At 58.6% G+C, this 1,430-nt stretch carries 1 protein-coding gene and 1 pseudogene; both read right to left on the reverse strand.

All coding sequences use genetic code 11. From position 1 onward, the window contains the following. Positions 1-153 precede the first annotated feature (153 nt). Complete coding sequence (locus FM110_RS13970) at positions 154-438, reverse strand: hypothetical protein (RefSeq protein ID WP_143276403.1); 285 nt, start codon at positions 436-438, stop codon at positions 154-156. A gap of 874 nt (positions 439-1,312) precedes the next feature. After that, a pseudogene (locus FM110_RS13980) lies at positions 1,313-1,430 on the reverse strand (IS110 family transposase); the annotation flags it as partial.

Consider the following 1,430-nt stretch of genomic DNA (forward strand, 5'->3'; position numbering starts at 1 on the left):
CCTGGCCCTCGGCTTCCGCAACCCCACCAACTACATCGCCCGCGCACTCCTCGAAGCCGACGGATTCAGACCACACCTACACCCCGAATTGTGAAGAGCCCGATTAAGCCGTGTTGCTGTGCGCATTATAGGTTTCCCTTGTTTTCGCGGGCGTCAAGCGCCATGAGCCAGTGCGTAGTAGGTCAAATAAATTGTGATCGCTGGAGCAACAATCTCCAGGATTCCAACCGGGATGGTCCACCAGCTCCTTGCGTAGATCCCCACCGCGATTGTGACTAGACCGAATAGTGGGGTAATCATGAACGCACCGCTGTCGGTCAGTGGAGAGACTATACAAAGTACCAAGCAAATGATGGCGGCAAAAATGCACACCTGAGCGGCAAGCTTTTTGCGCGAACCGACCCCACCAGTCGCCCTTGTCGTGTCGTTGCTGGCCACAGTTCCTCCGGTTGCCACTAGCAGTTCACGCGGATCTGAGCCGAGAAGTATGCCTTGACGGCCGTAGCCGCAATCTTCTCAGTCGTGTGCATGCGGTTGTAGTCCCTCTTAATGGTCGCGATCAGTGTGCGATCGCACGAGCAGTTGAAGTAACCCTTCTTTGCATAGCACTTATCGTGAGCCCGGCAGGCGCTATCCAGAAGATCCTTTGCAGCGCCGCCGCCGTGGCCAGGGCCGCACCAGTTTCCCCAAATCGGGAGACTCAGCTTCCTTGCCGATACGCCTCCTGGCGACTCGGACGCGTACCCGTCAGAGAGGCCGTTCACCATTTCGCCGGCAGCAAGAACGTCATCGCTCACGCCATCCCGGACCGCCTGTTCACGATCAAACACTACTGAGCCGGCATCGACTCGTACGTACTTTTGAACGGCATCGTTAAATGTGTCCTACGAGTCCTCGACGCTGATAGCGGTGATGTCCGCCGGCAACGCCGGATTCGTTGAATCGCCAGAGTCCGCAAAACTCGGCGTCGTCACTGAAAGCACAGCGACCATAACGAAAGGCGCAACGAGTGCTGCGACCTTCTGTAGGCGACGCAATGATGTCCTGTCATGTGTATGCAATTATCCCCCTCGTGTTCAGCTGCGGGCTTCAACGTCCGCAGGCGACGCACCTCTTCGTGCGCAACTTATTCGGACCTTACGTGACTTTGCGCACGTGCGCAACAAGAAGGGCTCTTCACGAACGAGGGTGTAGCGCGGGTCTGAACCCTCCGGCTTCGAGCAGCGACCGAGCGATGTAGTGGGTGAGGTTGCGGAAGCCGAGGGCGGAGCCGCGGAGGTGTTCGAGTCGCCCGTTGAATCTCCTATGTCTGTCAAGCGCCGGTGAGCTCATTCTGAGCGGCGGTGTTGAGGCGGCGGTAGATGTCGCGGGCGAGGTAGCGCTTGAGGCAGCGACGGATCTCCCGGAGGGTGCGCCCTTCGGCGGTACGG

This window comes from Brachybacterium nesterenkovii, from assembly GCF_900163655.1.
GTDB classification, from domain to species: domain Bacteria; phylum Actinomycetota; class Actinomycetes; order Actinomycetales; family Dermabacteraceae; genus Brachybacterium; species Brachybacterium nesterenkovii.